Raw genomic sequence first — 18,687 nt, 5'->3', positions numbered from 1 at the left:
CGGCTTTTGTGCCGCCTTTCGGCTGAGTGCGTCGATCTTAGCGGATGACGATCTTATCGCCGAGCGTGCTCTTCAGCTCGCTCTCGGCATCGTTGACGGCGGCGTCAACAGTCTTGGCACCGGTCCAGGATGCTTCAAGGTTCTTCCACATGATGTTCCAATATTTGCCGAAATCGGAATTGTTCGGCATCGCATTGGCATGCGGCAGCAGGCGCTCGGTGGCTTCGCGGGTCCAGCGGTCGGCCGCGTAGAAGTCGACGGTGGATTCCGACTTGGAGATGCCGAGGTGAGCCGACTTGACCGCATGCAGGGCGTTGGTGCGCGGCTCGGAGGCGATCTTGACCAGCTGGGCGGCGATCTCAGTGTCTTCCTGGTCGTGACCTGCGGTCAGCAGATAGACGAGCGGGTGGGTCAGCGTGTTGGCCTTGCCGCCTTCGCCGGCGGGAATCAGCGTGAAGACCACGTTGCCGAAGAAGTCCTTGAGGCCTTCCTGATTGACGAGGCGGGCATAGTGCCAGGTGCCGCCATCCCAAATGCCGGCCTTGCCGGTGGCCACTTCCTTCCACCACTGATCGCCCGGCATGCCGATATGGTTCTTCTTGGTGACGCCGGTTTTAACGGCGTCGGCGAAGAACTGATAGGTGCGGGTCATCGCCGCCTTGTCGAAGACGAGCTTGCCACCCTCTTCCATCGCGCCGCCGAAGCTGGTGTAGAACTGCCAGTAGTCAGGGCCGTTGCTGGTACGCGGATAGAAGCCGTAGCCGGGCTGGACGAGGCCCTTGTCCTGCATCTTCTTGGCGTCTTCGAGCAGGTTCTTCATCGTGTACTTGCCGTCCTGGACACTCTGCGGCAAGGCATCGAGATCGGCATCGCTGTAACCGATCGCCTTCATGTAGGGCTTCCAGAAGAACATCGGCCGGGATTCAGCATCCTGCGGAATGCCGTAGACGGTGCCGTTATAGGAGGCAATCTGCAACAGATTTTCATAGATGTCGCTGAGCGGCCAGGAGTCGAGATCGACATAGTCCTCGATCGGAACGATGAGACCGGCCTGCGACCAGGGCGCGATGTCTTCATGGCCGCTGACGACGATGTTCGGAGCTGTCTTGGCTTCTGCGGCAAGGGTCAGCGCCTGCTTGAAATCTTCCCAGGCAGAATAGGGCTTCTTCTCGACGGTGATTTTCAGGTCTTCGCCCTTGAGGGCGGCTTCGCGCTGCAGCTGCTGGGCTGCGATCTCGATGGCGTCGAGGCGATAGACGTCGTTCGGGCCGGTACCGCCGGCCCAGACGCTGATGTGAACGTCCTTGGCAAGTGCAAATGCAGAAGTCGAAGCCAGGATTGCAGCGGCGACGGCAAGGGATTTCAGTGTCGRCAAAAGAGTCATCTTCTTCATCTCCCCAGAAGAGCAGTGTGAGGCCTCTTGACGGGTCATCACTGGTGTTGATGGCCGTTCCGATAACCCCACGAAAACGTGGCGTATCCCGCTCTAGGGGGCGAACGTAACGACCGAATGACAAAATTGAGCACGTGTGCAAAATTATTATGACGATGTTCTCGGCGCGGTCAATTCCCTATCAAAAGGCGAGGCCAAATGCCGATGAAAATCGGCATCGAAGAGTTCTGAGGCGACGTCGAGAGCCGCAACATGGCCCCGCCGCCATCACGCCATCTCCTCTTCGAAGAGTTCGAAATCGCGCTCTTGCCTGTATTTTCGCAATCGGCTAATAATTGCGGCGGAGCCGTTCAACAATGGAGGCGTGCAATGACAGATATTTCTTCATCCAACGCCTCTTTGGCATAGGCCTTCGAAGCTCCAACCCTCGATCATATCCGAGATCTTTCAAGCTTCACCATCCAGAGATGGCATTCGTTTCGCACGCAGCGTCTGGGCGGTGATGTCCGCGCTATGTCTCTGCGCAGATTCAGCTTGAAAGAAGGGCGGCTCAGAATTCTGACCGCTGGTGATCATGACCAATCAACATGCCGGCGAAAGCCTGACGGCATCTATGAGCGAGCTTTGCTCGCGATTTAGTTTCAAGGAAATTCTCATCGCAGCCATCGTTGCCCGGTGGAGACGTCGTCGCATTGTAAACAGCTTCGATACCTTCCCATCCTGGCTGTGCCGTGACCTCGCTTTGTCCGATGAATAGATCGGCCCCCTCGCTGATGTTGCCGAGGGAATACCCGGCAGGAGTGGTTTCGAGACGAGATCATCCCTGCCGGCTTGCGGCCAATGCGATCATAACAATCAAATGCCGGCCCAGAGATCGCGAAGCATCTGCCGAAGCAGTAGCGCCTCCGCCCACCGATCGGTGGTGTCGTTACCGTCTCGCCCGGTGATCGCATAGGGCTTCGGCCCCAGCTCGCAGATGAAGACCAGCTCGGCATTCGAAGCCGCGCGACTGCGCCAATCGCGCATGCCGTGGTCCCACCATTGAAGGAAGAGGTCGACCCAGGGCCGATGGTGAGGAAACGAAATTTCGATCTGCACCTGTTCACACGATGCGACCCTGCCATGGAAGGCCTGGGTATTGCGCAGGATGCGATGGATCATGGCATGGGTTTCGTCATCGACCGGAAACGCGAATTCGCGTGCGACCGTAAAGTGCGAGAGGTCTGCGACCAGCGGCAGATCCGGCCTCTTCTCCAACAGGTCGAGTGTAAACAACAGATCCGTCGTCATCCGGTTGCGGTGGGTTTCGATGAAGACGGGAACTCCGGCATCCTCGGCAAGCTGCATCCAGCCGTCCAGGATCGGCAGGCACTCCTCGACGCGGCGCAGTCGGACATCAGGCTGCACGTTGATATGGCTGACCGGGAATTCCACGGCAAGCTCGAGCGGCAGGCGCAAATCTTCGACGTTGCGGGGAAAACAGACGCCTTCGATCTTCAATCGGGCGCCCCGAATAGCGTCATTCAACCTGAGAACGTCGGCGCGGTTCGTATAGTGGGCGCTGATGCCGTCGAAGCCGGCCTCCGAGATCATCGCGATGTTCTCATCGAGGTTGCGCTCATGGCCATCCGTATGTCGGCGTTCCATGGCCCAGAGCGACTGGAAGATCAGCAGCCTCTGCATCATGCCACCCTTGCGCTTTTCAGGAGCACCTTGAGGTTCAGGTTCGGATCGGCGAGAGCGGCGGGATCAGGATGCACTCCGGCTGCGATCAGCATTTCGGCAAGTTTGATATCCTTGGCGAGACCATTGCCGACGCCAAGCCCTGCTGCGGCGACGAGACGCCCGCCGTCCAGATAGAATTCAAGCTCATCTTCGCCACGCGAGCGGACCACACTTTGATGGGCCGGTTGCGGCAGCCCGACTACCTGGAGGCCGAGATCGTATTGATCGGACCAGAACCAGGGGATGGCGACGAAAGCTTCGACTGAAGCGACCATATTGCGAGCGGCAAGCTCGGCCTGGGCTCTGGCATTTCGCCAGCTTTCGAAGCGAATATGACCCCCGCCGGGCTGGCTCATTGCTGCGCAGTCGCCCGCCGCAAAGATATCAGGCGCGCTGGTGCGAAGATGGGTATCCGTCAGGATGCCGTTGCCTGTCGCCAATCCAGCCTGCTGCGCCAGCGTGATCTCCGGCATTACACCGATGGCGCTGACGACAAGTTCGGCTTGCACCGTACTGCCGTCCGTCAGAGTGACGCCGGTATCGGTGATTGCCGCAACGCCCCGGTCGAAATGGAAATCGACGCCTTCCGCCACGTGCCTGGCATGCAGCTTTTCGGCAAAGCGCGAGGGGACGGCGCGCCCCAGAATCTTGGGTGCTGCTTCAATGACGCTGACCGCAATGCTCTTGCCGCGAAGCACGGACGCAAGCTCCATCCCGATCAAACCGCCGCCGATGACAGCAACGTTCCGACCTGTTCTCATATTGGAGAATATCGCTTCGGCATCGGCATGGGTGCGGAAGTCGAGCGCGTGTTCGGCACCGGGAGATGCAAGCCGTCTTGGACGCGCGCCCGTGGCAAGCAACAGCTTTTCATAGGCCAGCCCGCATCCGTCGCTTAAAGCGACCGTGCGGGCGTCGGTATCCAGCTTCGAGGCCGACACGCCCTTGAGATAGTTGATGCCGGCGGAGGCCAGAGCATCCTGCGCGCAGATCAGTTTCATCTGCACGGCGCCACTCATCGGCTTCGACAGCGGCGGCCGTTCGTAGGGCAGATGTGGCTCCGCTCCGACCAGCGTGATGGACCCGGAATATCCCGCCTCCCGCAAAGCAAATGCAGCACGCGTTCCGCATTCCCCTGCACCGATGATGACAATGCCGCTCATAAAGCTCTCCATAAAAAAAAGAGGCCGGCGCTCGTGAGGGGAGACACCGGCCAGGGAGGATCAGTTCTGGTGGGCGTACTCTGCCATGTTCGTCGGCGTGACCAGTTCGAACAGCACCATGACCTGCTTGTCGACGCTGTGGCCGCGAGCGAGGGCAACAGCCGCATCCATCGCACCGGCAGACTGCCCCTTGGCATTCTGGAACACAGTCACATCAAGATCGCCGTTCGTCATCGCAGCCAGGGCATCCTGCGTCGCGTCGATGCCGACAACGACGACGCTGTCCATCGACACGCCGGCAGCTTTCAGCGCCTGGATCGCACCGATCGCCATTTCGTCATTATTGGCGAAGACCGCGTCGATCGGACGACCGGCTGTGATCCAGTTTGTCGTCAGGTCCATGGCATTGGTGCGCGTCCAGGCGGCCGATTGCTCGTCGGCGATGGTCACGCCCTTGCAATCGCCGGCCGCGAGCGTTTCCTTGACCGATGAGGTTCGATCGCGCGAGGCCTGATGCGCAAGGTCTCCCATCAGGATATAGGCCTGCGCATCGCCGGCCTTTCCATTCTTCTTGAGGATTTCGCAGGCAGCTTCCGCCCCCAGCCGTCCGGAATCGGTTTCCTTCGAGCCGACATAGGCCTGGTTCTTGGGAAGCTTGTCGACATTATCAGGCTGGAGATTGACATAGACGAGCGGAATGCCGGCCTTCTCGGCTGCCGCGCTGATACCGGGCGCGGCTGATGTATCAGCCAGCGTCACGATGATCGCATCCACTCCCGCGGCGATGAAATTATTCACCTGATTGAGCTGCTTGGAGACATCGGTCTGAGCATCCTCGATCTGCAGAGTTATCCCGCCCACCTGAGAGGCTCTGGTGCTCAGGCCTTCACGCAGCAGCGTCTGGAAATTGTTGTCGAAGCTCTGCATCGAGACGCCGATGGTCTCGGCCGAGGCAGCACTGGCCGTCAGGGCGGCCAGGACGGCCGCCACACAAAATGACTTCATGATTTCCTCCCATTGGATGCCGGGCCACCCGAAGCATTCCGGAGGCCGTTCAGGCCTGCTGATGTCGCAGGCTCAGGCGAGAGCCACGCGAACTTCCCCATCGATCACCTCGGCGGGATAAGTTTTCAGATTTTCGCAGGCGGGAAGCCTGAGCGCTTCGCCAGTGCGGTAGTCAAAGGCGCCGGAATGCTTGGGACATTCCACTTCGAAATCCATGACCAGTCCGTCCGCGAGGTGGATTGCCTCGTGGGTGCAGAGCCCGGTGGTGCAATAGACGCTATCGTCAGGTCCGCGATAAATGGCATAGGTGCGGCTGCCGTGATCGAAACGGATGGCGCCTTCCTGTTCGATGTCCTCAAGTTTGCAGGCAGTGATCCAGCTCATTCGGCCGCTCCCTTGACTTCCATGCCGGCCTTGCGGGCTGCGAGTTTTTCTTTGCGCCGGCGATAGCGCTCCTGCATGCGGGCTTCGCCTTCGGGCGAGCCGTCGTGCCAGGTGCCGAACCACTTATCGAGCGGGATCAGGGCATCGCCGTAATTCACCTCGAAATATTTGTGGTGCAGGTAATGCGCATAGGCATGGCTATCGACCAGCTTGTCCTCGCCGACCTCCACCTTGTCGAAGCCCACGTGACCCGGAATGGCGCCGAAGCCCGCATAGTGAAGCTGATAGAGCATGAGGATCGGATTGGACGGCAGGATCAGGTGATAGAAGGCCGTTCCGAGGTAGAGCAGATGCTCGACCGGATGCATCGACAGCGACGACCAGGGCGACGGGTTGACCGAGTTATGGTGGACCGAGTGCACCCACTTGTAGAGGATGGGTGTGTGGATGAGCCGATGAATGCAAAAGAAGTGGAACTCATGAATGATCGGCACGGCCAGCGCGACGATGGCAAGCGTCCAGGGGTTCTCCGCAAAGCTCAGCCAAGGCGCGTAACCATTGGCATAGGCCCATAACATGGCAGCCTCGATCGCCGTCCAGATCGTCACGCCCGACAGGAAGGTGCGCAGCATGTTGTCGACGTTCTGGCGTTCGAACCAGAAGGCCTTGCTCTTCTGATCGGCTGGAAATTTTCCATTGTACTTGAAGCGGTTTTGCTGACGTTTCAGCACATAGAGATGCACCTCGAAGGCGCCGTAGAAAAACAGGACGCAGATTGCATTCACGACATAAAGCCAAGCAATCCAGCCGAAACCGATCGTTCGCATCGTCTCTATCGGCGGAATGACCATGGCCCAGTAAGCGACCGCGGACGCTGCAAAAATCGCATTCCAGGGAAAGAAATAATGCGGCAGCCATTTCAAAACGGCCATGAGCCGTGGCGGAAAGTCAAATAGCGGCGCGGTCTCGACGGGCTTGTTGGGCACCCAGTCGCCGCGCTTGTTACGCGTGCCGAATTTCAGATCGTTCATTTCACTCTCCTCCGGGCGAAGCGGAAATCTCCCCTCCGCACAAGTCCTTTTGAAAGAGAGCGCCTGGTGCGCCTGATCCGGTGTCGCTCCTCTCGACGCTCCGGCTCTCCTTCCTGCCTTGAAATTAGCAGGAGACCGTCGCGGCGCCGAAGCCATTCTTGATCAAATCAGATCAAAGCCCTTCCTTGGTAATGGTGATGAAACGGATAGGCGCCCGATCGGGCTCGATATCGGTCAGGCCGATGCGGCGCAGGACGAGATCGAGCGATCGCCGGGCCTGGGCTTCCGGCGCCTGGTCCAGCACCACATCCATGACATCATCCTGCAAGGCTTTGCGGGTGTAGTCAGTCAGTTCATGGCCGACGAAGAAGATATTGCGCCCACGCGCATGACGGCGCAGCACGTCGATCAGCGCAGAGTTGGCGCCTCCGGCATTATAGAGGCCGGCAAGGTCCGGATAGATTTTCAGGGCAGAAAGCAGAAGCTCGGCACTGAAGTGCTCTTCATCAAGGCCGAAGCCCAGCCATTGAAAGCTGGTGGCGCCGGGATGCTCCAGAAAATAGTCGGAAAATCCGCGGATGCGATCGCGGTGCACCTGGTAGATCGGGTGGCAGATTGCGACAACAGGTCCTTGCCGGCGGGCCATACGGCTGATGAAAAGCGCAGCTGTCCGTCCGGCGGCATAGTTGTCGATGCCGACGAATTCGCCTGAGCGTTCGGACGCGCGGGTGACGACGTGGACGACCGGCAATCCCTGGGCGATGACGTTTTCGACAGCAGCCTGGATCACCGGGCTGCGGGGCACTGCAAGAATGAGGCCCGCGCGCGGCAGGTCGGTCGACAGGATGCGACGAGCAATCTCCTCCGGCTTCATCTCCTCAGTGAAGCTGCGATGCACGACGACCAGTGGGTCGAGGGTTGCGGCAATTCGCTCGAATGCCTTGGAAAGCCGCTGATAAAAGGTCGTCTCCGGACGAACCATTAGCACTTCGATGCGCAACAGGCCGCGATGGGTATCGGGAAGCGTGCGCGGGTAATCCAAGCTGCGCGCAGCGACGATCACCTTTTCGACCAGTTCGGGACGAACCCCGCCCCGGCCGTTCAGCACCCGTTCGACGGTGGCGGTTCCCACACCTGCCTGGCGGGCGATATCCCGATAGTTCGGCTTGCTCACTGCTCTGTCCCCAATCGCCGAAGGCTGCATCGTCAAAGACGCTTTTCCAGCAATATCCATGACTTAGGAATCGGGAGCAATCCAGATCGCGTTTCGAGACGCACAGAAATGCTTTCTCAGAAACTACGCGATTGAATTTTCTGAGATGTAAATATTAAGTTGGACCGCAAATACGTGAATCCCACGTCGCATTCTCATGCGGCTCCAGATTGGCTGTTCATCCAAAAGTATCCCATCCCATGAGCCTTGAATCCGTCCGCGCCTTCTTCGCCGCCAATGCCCCAGACGTTGCCATCATCGAAACGGCCGGAAGCTCTTCGACCGTCATCCTCGCAGCCGAGGCGCATGGCGTCGAGCCGGCGCAGATCGCCAAGACAATCTGCCTGCGCGTCGGCGACCGCATCATGCTGATTGTGGCGAGCGGCACTTCGCGTCTCGACAACAGGAAATTCAAGGATGCCTTCGGCGGCAAGGGGCGCATGCTCGACGCCGAAGAGGTGCTGGCAGTGACAAGCCATCCGGTCGGCGGTGTCTGCCCCTTCGGCCTGCCCGTGCAACTGCCTGTCTATTGCGACGTGTCGCTGAAGCAGTTCGACGAAGTCGTGCCAGCCGCCGGTTCGACCAATTCTGCGGTGCGTATTTCGACGGGCCGGCTGGCGGAAATCACCGGAGCCGAATGGGTCGACGTCTGCCAGTAGCACCGCACAGCTTCACAGAGCAGAAAGAATACCTATATTAACTCCTGACATGCCGTTGAGCGCATGACAGGAGGTTTGAGAAATGCCCAGTGCCGTTTCGCGTTTTGCCAGGATCGCAGCGATTGCTATTCTTGCGAGCGCTACCGTCTTTGCTTCGATCGGTGATGCCGATGCGCGCCGCGCCGGTGGATTCGGCGGATTCGGAAGTCGCGGCACGCGCACCTTCAGCGCGCCTCCTGCCACCAGTACCGCCCCAGCCCCGGCTGCCCCCATCGAACGTTCGATGACGCCGCGCCCGCAGACGAACGCGCCTTATAATACGCCGCAGCCGGGTTATGCCCAGCAGCGCCCCGGGTTCTTCGGCGGCTTCGGCCGTTCGATGATCGGCGGCCTGATTGCCGGTGGCCTTCTCGGCATGCTGCTCGGCCACGGCTTCGGCGGCGGCTTCGGTTTCCTCGGCATGCTGTTGCAGATCGCGCTGATCTTCGGTGCGATCACGCTTGCCATGCGCTTTTTCGCCAATCGCCGCCAGCCGTCCTATGGCACTGGCGGCCAGAGCTTTGGCGGTTTGCAGTCTTCCAACATGTCGCCGGCAAACGGTGGTTCGTCCTTCCGTATTCCGGCGATCGGTTCTGGCTCCGGCTCGCAGCAGCAACGCAATGCGCGTCCCAGTGACGAAATCGGCCTTGCCCAGGCCGATCTCGACCAGTTCGAAGAACTGCTGACGAAGGTTCAGACGGCCTACGGCGCGGAAGACTACGGTTCATTGCGCCGACTGACGACGCCGGAGGCCATGTCCTACCTTGCGGAAGAACTCGGCGAGAACGCCACCAACGGCGTTCGCAACCAGGTTACCGACGTCAAGCTGCTGCAGGGCGATATCGCCGAAGCCTGGCGTGAAGACGGTATGGAATATGCAACGCTTGCGATGCGCTACTCCTCGATCGATGCCATGGTCGAGCGCAACAGTGGTCGCCTCGTGTCGGGCGATGACCGCCGCCCGAGCGAAAGCACGGAGGTCTGGACCTTCGTGCGCAAGTCCGGGGCCGACTGGAAGCTTGCCGCCATCCAGGGCACCGGCCAGCGCGCTGCCTAATTGACTGAAACGGGTTTGGAGCGCATGCGGGAAACCGTCTCGCGCTCCGCCCGTTTACAGCGCATCGGCGGCAGGCCGCGATCCATTAGATCCATATCCTCGAGCACCATATCGCCCATCTTCTTGAAGGCGCTGTCGAGCGCGCCGGCGCGATGGGCCGAGCGGATAAAACCCTCGAGGCCGCGCACCGGATGGTCCGACGGCAGCGGCTCCTGCGGATAGACATCACTCGCCGCAACGATATGGCCGCAAGCGACGGCCGCCATCAACGCTTCGAAGTCCACGACATCTGCGCGGCTGAGCAAGATGAAGGCTGCGCCCTTGCGCATGCTGGCAAATGCATCCGCGCCGAGGAAGCCTCTGTTCTCGCTGGTGACGGAGGCGACGACGAAAACAAAGTCGCTCAGCGTCAGCACTTCGTTCAGGCTTGCGGGCTCCACGCCGTTTTCCTCCAGGATCGAGCGGGGCATCCATGGATCGAAAACCCTGATTTTCGCACGAAAGCCCGACAAGACCCGTCGCAGCGCTTTACCGAGATCGCCAAAGCCGATGATGCCGATTTCGGAGCCCGATAGCAGCCGCGAGCTTGCATTCCCCTCGCCGCCCCATAGTTCATGCCCCTCCCGGAAAGCTACATCGGCATCGACGATGCCGCGCGCGAGGCTGAGCGCGAAGCCAAGGCCGATCTCAGCGACCGGCTCGGCAAACACCTGCCCGGTCGTCACGACATGGATACCGCGCTGGAACAGGATTTCATAAGGCATGTTGTTGAGCAGGTTGCTCTCGACATTAAGGATCGAGCGGAGCTTCGGCATACGCGCGAGCGTATCCGCGGAGAGCGGCGGCTGGCCGATGATGTAGCGCGCCTTGCCAAGAATATCATCGCCAAGACCGGCAATGTTTTCGGGATCGGCCTCGACGATCTCGTATTTGGCGTTGAGTTCGGCGTGTGCCTCGTCACTGAAGATCAGATCGAGCGTGCGTGGCTCGGGCGCGCTGATTGCTATCGGCCTTTCGGTATTCGTCATGGGATCCTCCTCGAGATGCGGCAACTCTCACCTCCGCAACACGATTGATAATCCGGTTGAGAGCCTCTTGGGAAGCCGCCTTTCAAAAAGGCAATTGCCTACGATACAAGCACTTGAAATTTCTATCTATTCCATGCTTTCCGTTGACGGCTGAATATAGCTGGACTAGCTTGATGACGCGACTTGAAACCGTGCCTGAGGAGTCGGCGGCCGCAGGCGCCAGAGCATTCCAGCAAAGTGCGCAGCAGTTTTGCGTCCGGAATTGCGTAAATCAAAAAGACAGAGCATTTCCGCGCCTTGACGAAAGCGGAGATGCTCTCAAGATCAGAGGGAATTCCAAAATGAAATCAATCTTCAAGGGCGGCCTTCTCGCGCTTGCCACCGCAGCACTTCCGGCAGTCGCCTATGCTCATACCGGCGTTGGCGAAACAGCCGGCCTTGTCCACGGTTTCAGCCATCCGATTTCCGGCCTCGATCACATCCTTGCGATGGTCATGGTCGGCGTCTTCGCCTTCCAGCTCGGCGGCCGTGCCGTCTGGGCCGTACCGGCAACCTTCGTGCTCATCATGGCCTTCGGCGGGGCGCTGGGCATTGCCGGTGTCAATCTGCCTTTCGTTGAAACAGGCATCGCGCTTTCCGTCGTCGTACTTGGCGCGGTCGTTGCCCTGAATGTGCGTGCCTCGACAGCTGTCGCAATGGGTATCGTCGGTCTGTTTGCAATCTTCCATGGGCATGCGCACGGCGCCGAAATGCCTGAAAATGCCGGGGGTGCTGCCTATGCCGCTGGTTTCATGATCGCAACCGCCCTGCTGCATGCAGTTGGTCTCGCTACCGGTTTCCTGATTGCCCGTGTCGGCGAGCGCCAGGGCGCCTTCGTCGTGCGCACCGCAGGCGGCCTTGCTGCCGTTGCCGGCGTCGGCATCCTGACCGGCCTGATCTGAGGCCCGCGCCTCTCCCGGTTAATTTATCCGGCTTTTAGCGCCCGGCGGACAAAGGTCCGCCGGGCGTTTTATGTTTGCGGGATTTGACTCAAGTCAATTCCAGGCGCGCAATACCGGTCTATCAAGAGGCAGATCATCGAGGCGTGCATCCAAATTGACGCAGGTCAGCCTGGGCAATTGCGGCAGAAGAGCGAAAGCCGGTATAGTAATTTCAGAAGTTTCTGAAATCACAGACGTAACGGAAATGACAATGAACCTTCCGCCTCTCGTTCAGTCCTTTGTCCTGCACTTCGGTGAAATGGGTTCCCGCTGGGGAATCAACCGCACGGTCGGCCAGATTTACGCGCTGCTCTTCGTCTCGCCCTCGCCGCTCTGCGCCGAGGAAATCGTCGATGCGCTCGGTATCTCGCGCTCGAACGTCTCCATGAGCCTTCGTGAACTGCAGGCCTGGAACCTGGTGCTGCTGCGCCATAAGCCGGATGACCGGCGCGACTTCTTCACGACACCTGACGATGTCTGGGTGATTCTCAGAACACTCGCCGAAGAGCGTAAGAAACGCGAGGTCGATCCCACGCTTTCGATGCTGCGCGAAATCCTCATGCAGCGCCCGGCAAGCGAGGTTGAACGCCATGCGCAGGAGCGCATGGGCGAGATGCACACGCTCATCGAGCAGCTGACGCATTGGTATGATGACGTAAAACAACTCGAAACAGAAAGGCTTGCAACGTTACTCTCGTTAGGCGCGAAGGTGACGAAGCTCCTGGAGGCCAAGGACAGGGTCGTTTCGCTTGGCCGTCGTCGTCCCAATCCTGCGAACAAGAGTTAGCGTCGTGAACAGTGCTTTCTTCGACGCAAGAGACCCGCAAGAGGCAAGGACGCTCCAAGGCGATGCCGTGACGCATAGGCCGGCAAAGACCAAAAGCCGGCTGCGCAGCGCAGCCATGCTGCAGGCCTTCGCAGCCGTGCTTTGGATTCCGCAGGCGGGCCTGCTTGCCTATTCCGTCGGACGGCTGGCCGATGGTGGCGGCCTCGCCGATATCCTCTGGCCGGCCCTCTTCATTCTGCTTTTCGGCGTTGTCAAAAGCTGTCTCGACGCCACTGGCGGCCGTCTTGCTTTTCGCGCCGCCCGCGCGGAACTCAGCGAAAAGCGCGTCGCCGCTATTCGCCTGCTCGCCCGCCTGTCGCCGGTCGATATCGACCGCCCGGCCTCCGGCGAGGCGGCGAGCATTCTTGGCGAGCAGGCCGAGCTGATCGTGCCCTATCTCGCCCGGTTCCAGCCGGCACGGGTGAAGGCGAGCCTCGTGCCGCTCGTCATCCTGGCTTGCGTCTTTCCGATCTCCTGGATTGCTGCACTCGTGCTGCTGTTTGCAGGACCACTCATTCCGATTTTCATGGCACTCATCGGCTGGCGCGCGCAGGCTGCGAGCGAAAAGCAGCTTGCCGCGACAGGCGGCCTCAACGCCTTCCTGCTCGACCGGCTGCGCGGGCTTGCAACGATCCGTTCGTTGGATGCGGTCGACGCCACTGCTTTACGGCTGCGCACCGAGGCTGAATCGCTGCGCACACGCACCATGGCGGTGCTGAAAATCGCGTTCCTTTCGTCTGCCGTGCTCGAGCTCTTCTCAGCGCTCGGCGTTGCGATGACCGCTGTCTATATAGGCTTCAGCCTGCTCGGCGAAATCCGTTTCGGCGCGTGGTCGGGCGGCCTCGCTCTTTCGCAGGGGCTGTTCATTCTTCTGCTCGCACCCGCCTTTTTCGAACCCCTGCGCGAACTCTCCGCCGTCTGGCATGACCGCGCCTCGGGCGAGGCGGCGCTGAAGGCGCTCGATGGCTTGGCTGCCGACGGCATGAGGCTTCCCTATGAGGAGAGTGCCGAGGCTACGACTGTAGTGGAAGCCTTCAATATCCGCCTGGAAAATATCGGCTTTCGTTATCGGTCCGATCAGGAACCGGTCCTCGACGGTTTCAATCTCGACATCGCCGCCGGCGAACACGTGGCGCTACTCGGCGCCAGCGGCACGGGCAAGTCAACCTTGCTGTCTCTGACCGCCGGCCTGGCCCCTTGCGGGGAAGGTCAGGTTCTGATCGGTGGAACAGCCATAGATCGCGCCAAAATGGCCTGGATCGGCCAGAATCCGCATATCTTCGCCGGCACGATATCGGGCAATGTCGCGCTCGGTCGGCCTGGAATCACAAAAGACAGAGTTTCCGAGGCGCTCGATCTGGCAAAGCTTGCAGGTGTTGCGAAGGCCTACGGCCATCGCCCGCTCGGCGAAGCCGGCATCGGCCTTTCCGGCGGCGAAGCGCTGCGGCTGGCGATCGCGCGTGCTGCCTGCGACCCCAATATCCGCATCATCCTTGCCGACGAACCGACCGCCCATCTCGACGCCGAATCCGCAGCCGACATAACGGAGAGCCTGCTCGCTTTCGCAGAAGGACGCACGCTGATCGTCGCCACCCACGATCCGCTGCTTGCCGCGCGCATGCAGCGCACCATCCGCCTCGATGCCACAACTTTCCGGGAGGCTGCCGAATGACCACCTTCATAAGAGATATCAAGCCGGTGCTGCGTCTCTTCGTCGAGACACGCCGAAAGGAGCTGCTGCTCGGTGCCGCGCTCTCGGCAGCAACGGTAACGGCGGGCATCGCCCTGCTCGGTCTCTCGGGCTGGTTCATCACCGCGACCGCGCTTGCCGGGCTTTCGGCAACCATCGCTGCGACCTTCGACGTGTTTGCGCCGTCTGCGGGCATCCGCTTCCTCGCCATTCTGCGCACGGCGGCTCGTTACGGCGAGCGGCTGACCACCCATAATGCCACGCTTGCCGTGCTGGCTGCCCTTCGCGAACGTCTGTTTCGCGGCTGGGCCTCCGCAGGTGCGGCGCGCGCGCTCCTCAACCGCCCAGCGCGGCTGCTCTTTCGTCTGACGGCCGATATCGACGCGCTGGATTCGCTCTATCTGCGTATCCTGGTGCCTGCAGCCGTGGCAGTCGGCGCAGCACTCGTCGCCAGCGTTACGCTCGGCCTGATGCATCCGCTGTTCGGGCTTCTCTTCGGCCTCAGCCTTATTCTGGTCGGGCTCGGCCTGCCGCTGGCGGCAGGTCAGGCGGCCCGCAAACATGCGCGCCGACGTGCCTACGGCATCGAAACCCTGCGGTCGCGGACGATCGATCTCATCGCTGGGCAGACCGATCTGTTGATGGCCGGCCGGATCGCCGCACAGCAGCAGGCGATAACCGACGCCGATGCCTATACCGCACGGGCAGACGACCGGCTGAACAGGATCGAGACCGGAGTGACCTTCGGCTTCGGGCTTTTCTCCACCGCCCTGCTGGTTGCAGCATTGCTGACATCAGCGATGCTGATGCAAACAGGCGCAATCACCGCCCCGGTCGCCGCACTCGGCATACTCGTTGCCTTTGCCGCAACCGAACCCTTCGCAGCGCTACGCCGCGGCGCCATGGAATTCGGCAGGACGATGCTTGCAGCCAGACGCATCGCACCACGCCTTTCGGCAGCCGATGTGGACTTCACGCCGAAGACGCCTGCCCATGAGCTCGCCTTCGCGCTGCAGAATGCAACCGTTACCCATGACGGAGCGGCCCTGCCCGCCCTGCTTGACGTAACGCTGGAATTGCGTCGCGGCGAGCATATTGCCGTGGTCGGCTCGAGCGGCGCCGGTAAGTCGACCCTGCTTTCACTTCTAGCCGGCGAGTTGCCGCCGGTAGATGGTATGGCCGCCGCGCTCGACGGAACGCTACTCACCCAGCGGACCGAGCTTTTCCAGGACACGCTGCGCGGCAACCTGTTGCTCGCGGCACCCTGTGCCGATGATGAGCAATTGCGCAGCGCGCTTGCTGGCGCTGGCCTGCTTGCCGATGTTGATGCACTGCCATCAGGCCTCGACACACTGCTCGGCGAAGGCGGTATGGGACTGTCAGGCGGACAATCTCGCCGGCTGGCACTCGCCCGCCTCTTCCTGCGCGACACGCCGCTCTGGCTGCTCGACGAGCCGACCGAGGGGCTTGACGGCAGCACCGCACGCGATGTGCTGCATCGCCTCGCGCTCAGGGCCGACGGCCGAGCACTTGTCATCGCTACGCATATTCGCCGCGAAGCGGCGCTCGCAAACGTGGTCGCCGTCATCGAGGACGGCCGCATCTCGGAAGTTTCGCGCCGTGGAGAGGCGGCGTTCGAAAAGGCGCTCGATCGGCTTCGACCGGATTGAGCGAACAGGCATGCCCCGCACGGCCAGCCGGCAATGCGGAAACTACTTGATACCCCGTGGGACCGTGGGAGTAAGACAATGGAATTAGACATCGTAGCGCTATCGCGCTTTCAATTTGCGCTGACTGCGCTTTACCACTTCCTGTTCGTGCCCTTGACGCTCGGCCTTTCCGTGCTGCTTGCCATCATGGAAACGACCTATGTCATGACCGGCCGCCAGATCTGGCGGCAGATGACGAAATTCTGGGGCACGCTCTTCGGCATCAATTTCGTGCTGGGCGTCGCAACCGGTATCGTCATGGAATTCCAGTTCGGCATGAATTGGAGCTATTACAGCTATTATGTCGGCGATATCTTCGGTGCACCGCTGGCGATCGAGGGCCTGATGGCCTTCTTCCTCGAAGCGACCTTTGTCGGCCTTTTCTTCTTCGGCTGGGACAAGCTGTCGAAGGTCGGCCATCTGGTCGCCACCTGGGCGGTCGCGCTCGGCTCGAATTTCTCTGCGCTCTGGATCCTGATCGCCAACGGCTGGATGCAGAACCCGGTCGGGTCCGCTCTCAATCCTCAGACGATGCGCATGGAGATAACAAGCTTCTACGACGTGGTCTTCAACCCTGTCGCCCAGGCAAAGTTCGTCCACACGGTTTCGGCCGGTTATGTCTGTGCCTCGATCTTCGTGCTCGGCGTTTCTGCCTGGTACCTGCTCAAGGGCCGGCATATCGAGCTTGCCAAGCGCTCGATGACGGTTGCCGCCTCCTTCGGCCTCGCCTCCGCCCTGTCTGTGGTCGTGCTCGGTGACGAAAGCGGCTATCTCGCCACCGAAAACCAGAAGATGAAGCTCGCCGCGATCGAAGCTATGTGGAAGACCGAGCCGGCACCGGCTGCCTTCACCGCCTTCGGCTTCCCGGATCAGGAAGCACGCGAAACGCATTTCGCCATCCATATCCCCTGGGTCATGGGTCTGATCGGCACCCGCTCGCTGACGACGGAAATCCCCGGTATCGACAAGCTGGAACAGCAGGCCGAGGTCCGCATCCGCGACGGCATCAAGGCTTATGACGCGCTGACGCAGATCCGCGCAGCACCCGCCCAGGATCAGGTGGCCCAGGAAGTCCGCAGTTCCTTCGAGGATCTCGGCCACGACCTCGGCTATGCCTTGCTCCTGAAGCGCTATGTCGACGATCCGCGACTGGCAACCGACGAACAAATCGCCCAGGCTGCACGTGACACCATCCCGCATGTGCCCACACTCTTCTGGTCGTTCCGCATCATGGTCGGTCTCGGCATGTTCTTCATCGTGCTGACGGCAACCTTCTTCTGGCTGTCGGCCCGCCGGCATCTGGATAAATATCCGCTGCTCCTGCGCATCGCTGTCTTTGCCATCCCGCTGCCCTGGATCGCCATCGAGGCCGGCTGGGTGGTTGCCGAAATCGGCCGTCAGCCCTGGGTCATCGAAGGCGTGCTGCCGACGGCGGTCGCCGTCTCCAATCACGGCGCCTGGGCAGTCCTGTTGACCATCATCGGCTTTGCCGCGCTCTATACGACACTGATCATCATCGAGATGAGCCTGATGCTCAAGGCGATCCGCCAGGGGCCGGAACCGGACCACGAGCCGGAAGCCAAGCTCATTTCCGAAACCCTCGTTCCCGCGGAGTGACCTGTCATGATCCTTCACGAACTGATTAACTATGATACCCTGCGCATCATCTGGTGGGTGCTGCTCGGCGTGCTCCTGATCGCGTTTGCCGTCACCGACGGTTTCGACCTCGGCGTCGGAACGCTCCTGCCCTTCGTCGCCAGGACCGATACGGAACGCCGTGTCGCCATCAACACGATCGGCGCCACCTGGGAAGGCAATCAGGTCTGGCTCATCCTCGCAGGCGGCGCGATCTTCGCCGCCTGGCCGCCGCTCTACGCGGTCTCCTTCTCGGGTTTCTATCTGGCGATGTTTGCGATCCTCTTCGCCCTCATCCTGCGCCCGGTCGGTTTCAAGTACCGCTCCAAGCGGGACAGTGCAGCCTGGCGCAACGGCTGGGACTGGGCGCTCTTCATCGGCGGCTTCGTGCCGTCGCTGATCTTCGGCGTTGCCGTCGGCAATGTGCTGCAGGGCGTTCCCTTTCGTTTCGCGGACGACATGCGCATCTTCTACGAGGGATCGTTCTTCGCGCTTCTGAATCCCTATGCCCTTCTCTGCGGGCTGCTCTCCGTCGCCATGCTCGTCATGCATGGCAGCGCATGGCTCGTGCTGAAGGCAACGGGGCCGGTTGCTGATCGCGCCCGGCGCTTCGGCAGCATCGCAACGCTTGTGGTCATCGTGCTCTTTGCGCTCGGCGGCCTGTGGCTCTGGGCCGGCATCAGCGGTTATCGCATCACCAGCGATATCAGCCCGGTCGGCCCGTCGAACCCGCTTCTAAAGACGGTGGCGCTGGAAAGCGGTGCATGGCTTGCCAATTACGGCACCTATCCCTGGATGATCGCCGCTCCGGTATTCGGCTTCCTGGGTGCGGCGGCCGCCTTCCTTGCCATGCGCGCACGGCTGGAAGTCGCGACCCTGCTCTTCAGCGACCTCTCGATAACAGGCATCATCTCGACGGTCGGCCTGTCGATGTTCCCATTCATCCTGCCCTCTTCGCTCGATCCGAGGTCGAGCCTCACGGTCTGGGATGCATCGTCGAGCCACCAGACACTCTTCATCATGCTGGTCGTTACGGTCATCTTCCTGCCGATCATCTTTGCCTACACCACCTGGGTCTACAAGGTGCTGTGGGGCAAGGTCGACGAGAAGAGCGTCACCGACAAGAACAGCCACGCTTACTGAGGAGATG

16 protein-coding genes are annotated in these 18,687 nt (G+C 60.8%); 8 read left to right on the top strand and 8 right to left on the bottom strand.

Translation table 11 applies throughout. The features are described 5' to 3' along the window. Window positions 1-37 precede the first annotated feature (37 nt). The 7 genes from AC1DUP_RS05995 to AC1DUP_RS05965 form a co-directional block, all read right to left on the bottom strand. The gene (locus AC1DUP_RS05995) at window positions 38-1,384 is read right to left on the bottom strand and encodes an extracellular solute-binding protein (RefSeq protein WP_477832250.1); all 1,347 of its coding nucleotides are present in this window, start codon (window positions 1,382-1,384) and stop codon (window positions 38-40) included. 864 nt (window positions 1,385-2,248) lie between these two features. Beyond that, window positions 2,249-3,079: a sugar phosphate isomerase/epimerase gene (locus AC1DUP_RS05990; RefSeq protein WP_477832249.1), complete on the bottom strand. Its 831-nt coding sequence runs from the start codon at window positions 3,077-3,079 to the stop codon at window positions 2,249-2,251. Next, a complete protein-coding gene (locus AC1DUP_RS05985; protein ID WP_477832248.1) occupies window positions 3,076-4,281 on the bottom strand; it encodes an NAD(P)/FAD-dependent oxidoreductase in 1,206 nt (401 codons plus the stop codon). The genes AC1DUP_RS05990 and AC1DUP_RS05985 overlap by 4 nt, the downstream gene beginning before the upstream one ends. 60 nt (window positions 4,282-4,341) lie before the next feature. After that, a complete protein-coding gene (locus AC1DUP_RS05980; protein WP_113310600.1) occupies window positions 4,342-5,286 on the bottom strand; it encodes a substrate-binding domain-containing protein in 945 nt (314 codons plus the stop codon). 72 nt (window positions 5,287-5,358) lie between these two features. Beyond that, a complete protein-coding gene (locus AC1DUP_RS05975; RefSeq protein ID WP_113300378.1) occupies window positions 5,359-5,670 on the bottom strand; it encodes a MocE family 2Fe-2S type ferredoxin in 312 nt (103 codons plus the stop codon). Then, complete coding sequence (locus tag AC1DUP_RS05970; protein ID WP_113310599.1) at window positions 5,667-6,701, bottom strand: sterol desaturase family protein; 1,035 nt, start codon at window positions 6,699-6,701, stop codon at window positions 5,667-5,669. The genes AC1DUP_RS05975 and AC1DUP_RS05970 overlap by 4 nt, the downstream gene beginning before the upstream one ends. Window positions 6,702-6,873: 172 nt before the next feature. Next, window positions 6,874-7,875: a LacI family DNA-binding transcriptional regulator gene (locus AC1DUP_RS05965; protein ID WP_113310615.1), complete on the bottom strand. Its 1,002-nt coding sequence runs from the start codon at window positions 7,873-7,875 to the stop codon at window positions 6,874-6,876. Between the two features lie 239 nt (window positions 7,876-8,114). Between AC1DUP_RS05965 and AC1DUP_RS05960 the strand changes: the two genes are divergently transcribed. Both AC1DUP_RS05960 and AC1DUP_RS05955 read left to right on the top strand, forming a co-directional pair. Beyond that, entirely contained in the window at window positions 8,115-8,573 is a 459-nt protein-coding gene (locus AC1DUP_RS05960) for a YbaK/EbsC family protein (protein ID WP_113310598.1), read from the top strand. 82 nt (window positions 8,574-8,655) lie between these two features. After that, the gene (locus AC1DUP_RS05955) at window positions 8,656-9,669 is read left to right on the top strand and encodes a Tim44 domain-containing protein (RefSeq protein WP_113310597.1); all 1,014 of its coding nucleotides are present in this window, start codon (window positions 8,656-8,658) and stop codon (window positions 9,667-9,669) included. Here AC1DUP_RS05955 and AC1DUP_RS05950 read toward each other — a convergent pair. After that, window positions 9,666-10,697, bottom strand: a complete 1,032-nt coding sequence (locus tag AC1DUP_RS05950) for a hydroxyacid dehydrogenase (protein ID WP_113310614.1) — start codon at window positions 10,695-10,697, stop codon at window positions 9,666-9,668. The two genes, AC1DUP_RS05955 and AC1DUP_RS05950, sit on opposite strands and share 4 nt — an antisense overlap. Before the next feature lie 341 nt (window positions 10,698-11,038). Here AC1DUP_RS05950 and AC1DUP_RS05945 point away from each other — a divergent pair, with 341 nt between their 5' ends. The 6 genes from AC1DUP_RS05945 to cydB all read left to right on the top strand — a co-directional run bounded on the left by AC1DUP_RS05945 (window position 11,039) and on the right by cydB (window position 18,680). Then, window positions 11,039-11,638 (top strand): HupE/UreJ family protein, encoded by a 600-nt coding sequence (locus AC1DUP_RS05945; RefSeq protein WP_113310596.1) that lies wholly within the window; start codon window positions 11,039-11,041, stop codon window positions 11,636-11,638. A 250-nt stretch (window positions 11,639-11,888) separates the two neighbouring features. Beyond that, window positions 11,889-12,464: a GbsR/MarR family transcriptional regulator gene (locus AC1DUP_RS05940; protein ID WP_113300383.1), complete on the top strand. Its 576-nt coding sequence runs from the start codon at window positions 11,889-11,891 to the stop codon at window positions 12,462-12,464. A gap of 4 nt (window positions 12,465-12,468) precedes the next feature. After that, a complete protein-coding gene (gene cydD / locus AC1DUP_RS05935; RefSeq protein ID WP_113310595.1) occupies window positions 12,469-14,175 on the top strand; it encodes a thiol reductant ABC exporter subunit CydD in 1,707 nt (568 codons plus the stop codon). After that, the gene (locus AC1DUP_RS05930) at window positions 14,172-15,863 is read left to right on the top strand and encodes an ATP-binding cassette domain-containing protein (protein WP_113310594.1); all 1,692 of its coding nucleotides are present in this window, start codon (window positions 14,172-14,174) and stop codon (window positions 15,861-15,863) included. Before cydD ends, AC1DUP_RS05930 begins: the two co-directional genes overlap by 4 nt. 78 nt (window positions 15,864-15,941) lie before the next feature. After that, window positions 15,942-17,519 carry a cytochrome ubiquinol oxidase subunit I gene (locus AC1DUP_RS05925; protein WP_113310593.1) on the top strand — a complete coding sequence of 526 codons (1,578 nt, stop codon included), beginning with the start codon at window positions 15,942-15,944 and terminating at the stop codon, window positions 17,517-17,519. Between the two features lie 6 nt (window positions 17,520-17,525). Beyond that, a complete protein-coding gene (cydB, locus tag AC1DUP_RS05920) occupies window positions 17,526-18,680 on the top strand; it encodes a cytochrome d ubiquinol oxidase subunit II (RefSeq protein WP_113310592.1) in 1,155 nt (384 codons plus the stop codon). Window positions 18,681-18,687: the final 7 nt, after the last annotated feature.

This window comes from Rhizobium sp. 01L419, from assembly GCF_056400025.1.
The sequence above is the reverse complement of the archived record's forward strand: the minus strand, read 5'-3'. Positions and strand labels throughout refer to the sequence as shown.